Annotated in this window: 5 protein-coding genes and 1 pseudogene; 4 read left to right on the forward strand and 2 right to left on the reverse strand. The window is 64.1% G+C overall.

The window, feature by feature from the left end:
- The coding region (locus tag EN925_RS24280) for an LssY C-terminal domain-containing protein (RefSeq protein WP_128336989.1) at positions 1-555 on the forward strand (555 nt) is incomplete at its 5' end.
- A gap of 11 nt (positions 556-566) precedes the next feature.
- Here the strand turns inward: EN925_RS24280 and EN925_RS24285 are convergent.
- Positions 567-1,589 carry an NAD(P)-dependent alcohol dehydrogenase gene (locus EN925_RS24285; protein ID WP_024504162.1) on the reverse strand — a complete coding sequence of 341 codons (1,023 nt, stop codon included), beginning with the start codon at positions 1,587-1,589 and terminating at the stop codon, positions 567-569.
- Between the two features lie 127 nt (positions 1,590-1,716).
- On the opposite strand from EN925_RS24285, the gene EN925_RS24290 reads away from it, so the two are divergent.
- The gene (locus EN925_RS24290) at positions 1,717-2,631 is read left to right on the forward strand and encodes a LysR family transcriptional regulator (protein WP_127369062.1); all 915 of its coding nucleotides are present in this window, start codon (positions 1,717-1,719) and stop codon (positions 2,629-2,631) included.
- Between the two features lie 75 nt (positions 2,632-2,706).
- Positions 2,707-4,017 carry a hemolysin family protein gene (locus EN925_RS24295; RefSeq protein WP_024504164.1) on the forward strand — a complete coding sequence of 437 codons (1,311 nt, stop codon included), beginning with the start codon at positions 2,707-2,709 and terminating at the stop codon, positions 4,015-4,017.
- Positions 4,018-4,045: 28 nt separating this feature from the next.
- Here the strand turns inward: EN925_RS24295 and EN925_RS24300 are convergent, their stop codons facing one another.
- Entirely contained in the window at positions 4,046-4,288 is a 243-nt protein-coding gene (locus tag EN925_RS24300) for a hypothetical protein (RefSeq protein WP_013530057.1), read from the reverse strand.
- A 138-nt stretch (positions 4,289-4,426) separates the two neighbouring features.
- On the opposite strand from EN925_RS24300, the pseudogene EN925_RS24305 reads away from it, so the two are divergent.
- Positions 4,427-4,608, forward strand: a pseudogene (locus EN925_RS24305) (adenylate cyclase); the annotation flags it as partial.

The following is a 4,608-nucleotide window of genomic DNA, read 5'->3' on the forward strand; positions in this document are numbered from 1 at the left end:
CCGCAAGGCATTCCGGGCGACCCGATCAATGTCGGCCTTGTCGGCACGCAGAAGGAGGTGGTCCACGCCTTTGCCGTTGCCGGCTGGGACACTGCCGACGCCGTCACCCTGAAGACCGCGATCGAGATCGGTGAAAGCGTGCTGTTCGACCACCCCTATCCCGATGCGCCGGTCAGCAGGCTGCTGTTCGATGGCCGTGCCCAGGATCTCGCCTTCGAAAAGCCGGAGGGCATCAGCGCCGACCGACGGCATCATGTCCGCTTCTGGCAGACCGATGCAAGCGGCGACGATGGCCGGCCGCTGTGGCTGGGCTCGGCCAGCTTCGATCGCGCCGTCGGCTTCAGCCACGACACCGGCGCCGTCACCCACCATATCGGCCCCGACATCGACGCCGAGCGCGATTTCCTGATGCGCGACCTGGCCACTGCCGGCATGCTGCTCTCGACCAGCGACATATCGGGCGTCGGCGCCACCAAGGCGGGACGCAATGGCGGCGGCGATCTCTATTTCACGGACGGCGAGGCAATTGTCGGCGTGTTGAAGCAGTTGCCATGACATCGCAAAAGTCAGGTCGTCGTGATCACGATCTTGCCGAACGGCCCTTTCTCCAGATGTTGCAAGGCCTGCGGCACCTCATCGAAGCCAAAAACCTTGTCGATGACCGGCTTGATCGCCAGCGCCTCGATCGCCTGATTCATACGCTCGAAAGCACGGCGATGGCCGATCGACAGGCCCTGCACGGTGATGCGGTTGCGCATGAAGGGCAGGATGGGAAAGCTGAGCTCCATCGCGCCCAGCAGGCCGATGATCGACAGCCGGCCGTCGGCGGCCAGCGCGTTCAGAGATCGCCTTGCATTGTCGCCGCCGACCATTTCCAGCACGTGGCTCACGCCCAGCCCGTTCGTCAGCTCACGCGCGGCATCGTCCCAGGCCGGTTGCGTGCGGTAGTTGATCCCTTGCCAGGCGCCAAGCTTTCTCGCCCGCTCAAGCTTTTCATCACTGCTTGAGGTGACGATGGCGCGCAGGCCGAACGCAGTGGCGAACTGCAGCGCAAACAGCGACACGCCGCCGGTGCCCTGGATCAGAATGGTCTGACCCGGCACCGGTTTGGTCGCCTCGGCCATGGCGAACCAGGCCGTCAGCGCCGCGATCGGCAATGTCGCGGCCTCGATGTCGCCGAGCGACGGCGGCGCCAGCACCGCGGCGTCCTCGCCGAAGATGACATGATCGGAAAGCATACCCGACAGCGACGACCCCAGCGTGTGCTTATGCAGCACCGGCGGTGCGTCGCCATCCGGCCAATCGGCGATCACCTGGCCAAGCACGCGCTGGCCGACCTGAAAGCGGCTGACCGCACTGCCGACGGCCACCACTTCGCCCACCGCGTCGGATGTCGGCACGAAGGGAAAGGCAAGGTCGGGGATCAGCACGCCGTCCACGATCATCTTGTCCTTGTAGTTGAGCGATACGGCCTTGGTCCGCACCAGCAAATCGTGCGGCCCTGGCTCGGGCACCTTGCCTTCCACCTGGCTTAGCCTGGACAGGCCAAAACCGCTCATCTGCCAGGATCTGTTGATTGGGGTGCTCATGTCGTCTCGCGCTCCGTGCATTGATGCCAGGCGAGACATTTATGCCTTTCGACTATAGAAAATAGTGCTTCCGTGCGGTATAATTTGACACTGATTGCGGACTAAAAGTCGACAATAGGAAATCGCCATGGAAACGGCCGACCTGCAAGGCACCGTTGCGTTTGTTCAGGCGGTGGAGGCCGGCAGCTTCACTAGCGCCGGCGAGCGGCTGCATGTGACGAAGTCGGCGATCGGCAAATCGATCGCGCAGCTGGAGCAGAGGCTCGGCGTTCGCTTGCTGAACCGCACCACCCGCAGTCTCAGTCCGACCAGCGAAGGCATCAGCTACTATGAAGCCTGCGTCCGGGCCCTGGCCGAGATCGAAGCCGCACAGTCGCTGCTCGCCTCGCGTCGGCAGGTCCCGTCTGGCCGGCTTCGGGTCGACGTGCCGCTGGCCTTCGGCCGACGCTGCGTCGCTCCCGTGCTGTTCGAGATTTCGAGGAAATTTCCGGACCTGACGGTTGAAATCTCCTTCAATGACCGCCGCGTCGACCTGATCGAGGAGGGCATCGACCTGGCGATCCGCATGGGCGAACTCGACGACAGCCTGTCGCTAGCGGCCAGGCGCCTCTATGCTCAGCGCTCGGCCATATGCGCGGCTCCCGACTATCTCGACAGGCACGGCCGGCCGCAATCGGTCGAGGATCTCGCCGATCACAGCGTCATTGGCTACGGTCGCGAGGGCATCGTCCGCCCCTGGGTGATCAGACATTCCGACGGCCATCTCGCAACCTTCGTGCCCAAGGCGCGGCTCGTTCTCGGCCATGGCGAACCGATGCTGGATGCGGCGCTCGCCGGCTGCGGCATCGCCTTCCTGCCGACATGGCTGGCCGCCGACAGCCTCAAAAGCGGCGATCTCGAAATGGTGCTGTCGGAATGCCTGGTCGAGAACATCGTCGTGCATGCCGTCTGGCCGGTGACGCGCGCGCTCACGCCAAAGGTGCGGGTTGTCGTCGACGCCCTCGTCGAACATTTTTCGGCGCCGCCCTGGGATGCCGCGTGAGCGAAATACCGGTCATTTCTCAAAAATCACGCCGGACTATTTTCGAAGACCGCGCCACAATGCTATTGACCGCTCATGTTATACGTCGAAATCGCTATCGTGGTCGTCCTCATCTGCGTGAACGGCCTTTTGTCGATGTCCGAGCTCGCCATCGTCTCGTCGCGCCCGGCCAGGCTGAAAGCGATGATCGACCGCGGCACCAATGGCGCCGGCCGCGCCCTTGATCTTGGCTCAAATCCCGGCAAGTTCCTGTCCTCGGTGCAGATCGGCATCACCTTGGTCGGCGTCCTCTCCGGCGCCTTTTCCGGCGCCACGCTCGGCGAACGGCTGGCGCAGTTCCTGGCTTCGACCGGCATCCGCGAGACTGTCGCCGACCCGCTCGGCGTCGGCATCGTCGTTGCTATCATCACCTATTTCTCGCTGATCGTCGGCGAGCTGGTGCCCAAGCAGATCGCGTTGCGTGATCCCGAGCGGGTCGCCGCCAGGGTCGCTCCGGCGATGACCATCCTCGCCACGGTGTCGGCGCCGCTGGTCTTCCTGCTCGACTTCTCCGGCCGCACCATATTGTGGCTGCTCGGTCAGCGCGGCGAAAGCGAGGAAAAGGTCACCGACGAGGAGATCAAGATGCTGGTCGCCGAGGCCGAGCATCACGGCACCATCGAATCCGACGAGCGGCGCATGATCGCCGGCGTCATGCGGCTTGGCGACCGCGCCGTGCGCGCGGTGATGACGCCGCGCACCGAAGTCGACTGGATCAATCTGCAATCCGACGAGGCGGCCATCCGCAAGCTGCTCATGGAAACCCAGCATTCGCGCCTGCCGGCAGGCGACGGCGGCGTCGACGTCATGGTCGGCGTCGTCCAGACGCGTGATGTGCTGGCCGCACTGCTTGCCGGCCGCGTGCTCGATCCGCGCAGGCATGTGCGCGCAGCCCCCATCGTCTACGACCAGGCCGACGCGCTCGATGTGCTGCAGAAGCTAAAGGAATCCGACGTGCCGATGGCGCTGGTGCATGACGAATACGGCCATTTCGAAGGCATCGTCACCCCGGCCGACATTCTGGAAGCCATCACCGGCGTGTTCCGCGCCGACACCGACGCCGGCGACGAGGAAAACGCGGTCAAGCGCGAGGACGGCTCGTGGCTGCTCGCCGGCTACATGCAGGCCGACGAGATGGCCGACATTCTCGGCATCGACCTGCCGGAAAACCGCGATTACGAAACCGTCGCCGGCTATGTGCTGTCGCATATGCACCATCTGCCGGCGACTGGCGAATGCGTCGACGCGCAGGGCTGGCGCTTCGAGGTGGTCGATCTCGACGGCCGCCGCATCGACAAGCTGATCGCCACCCGCCTGGCCGGCGCCCCTCGCGAGGCGGTGCGCTGACGGTCGACGCGATTTGCGGCATTTCGCTCTATCGTTCCCAGAAGGACTTGGCGATCTCTCCCTCGACCTGCTGTATCGTCAGGCCGATATCGTCGATCAGATGCGGATTGTCCTTCGACATTTGCCTGAGCTGCCAGCGAAAGCGTATCCGCTCGCGCCAAGTCCGATCGTGCCAGCTCGCGATGATGCTTCGCAGGGTCTTCAGGAGCCGGCGCGATGCCGGCCGCACAGGCGTTCCCGGCCGCGCTGCACAAGTGAGGGTATTGGTCATGGCAACCTCCATATGGTTTGAGGGCCTGGGCTCTCGATGGGGTTGAATTCTGCGCGATACGGACGGCGCCGTAATTAAGCCCTCCCAAATAGTTCCCAAAACTTCCAAACGAGCTAGAGCGGCCCTATAGATGCGCCTATGCAGGGATCGCGTTTTGCCTTTGGTCCGTTCGTGCTTGATCCGCGTGCGGGAACGCTGCTTCGGAACGATGTCCCCGTTGCCGTCGGCTATCGCGGGCTGAGCCTGCTTGCGGCACTCGTCGGGCGGCCCGGCGAAATCCTCGGAAAAGCCGAACTGATGGACGCCGCGTGGCCGGGCAC

Source organism: Mesorhizobium sp. M7A.F.Ca.US.006.04.2.1, from assembly GCF_004022915.1.
Lineage (GTDB): Bacteria > Pseudomonadota > Alphaproteobacteria > Rhizobiales > Rhizobiaceae > Mesorhizobium > Mesorhizobium ciceri.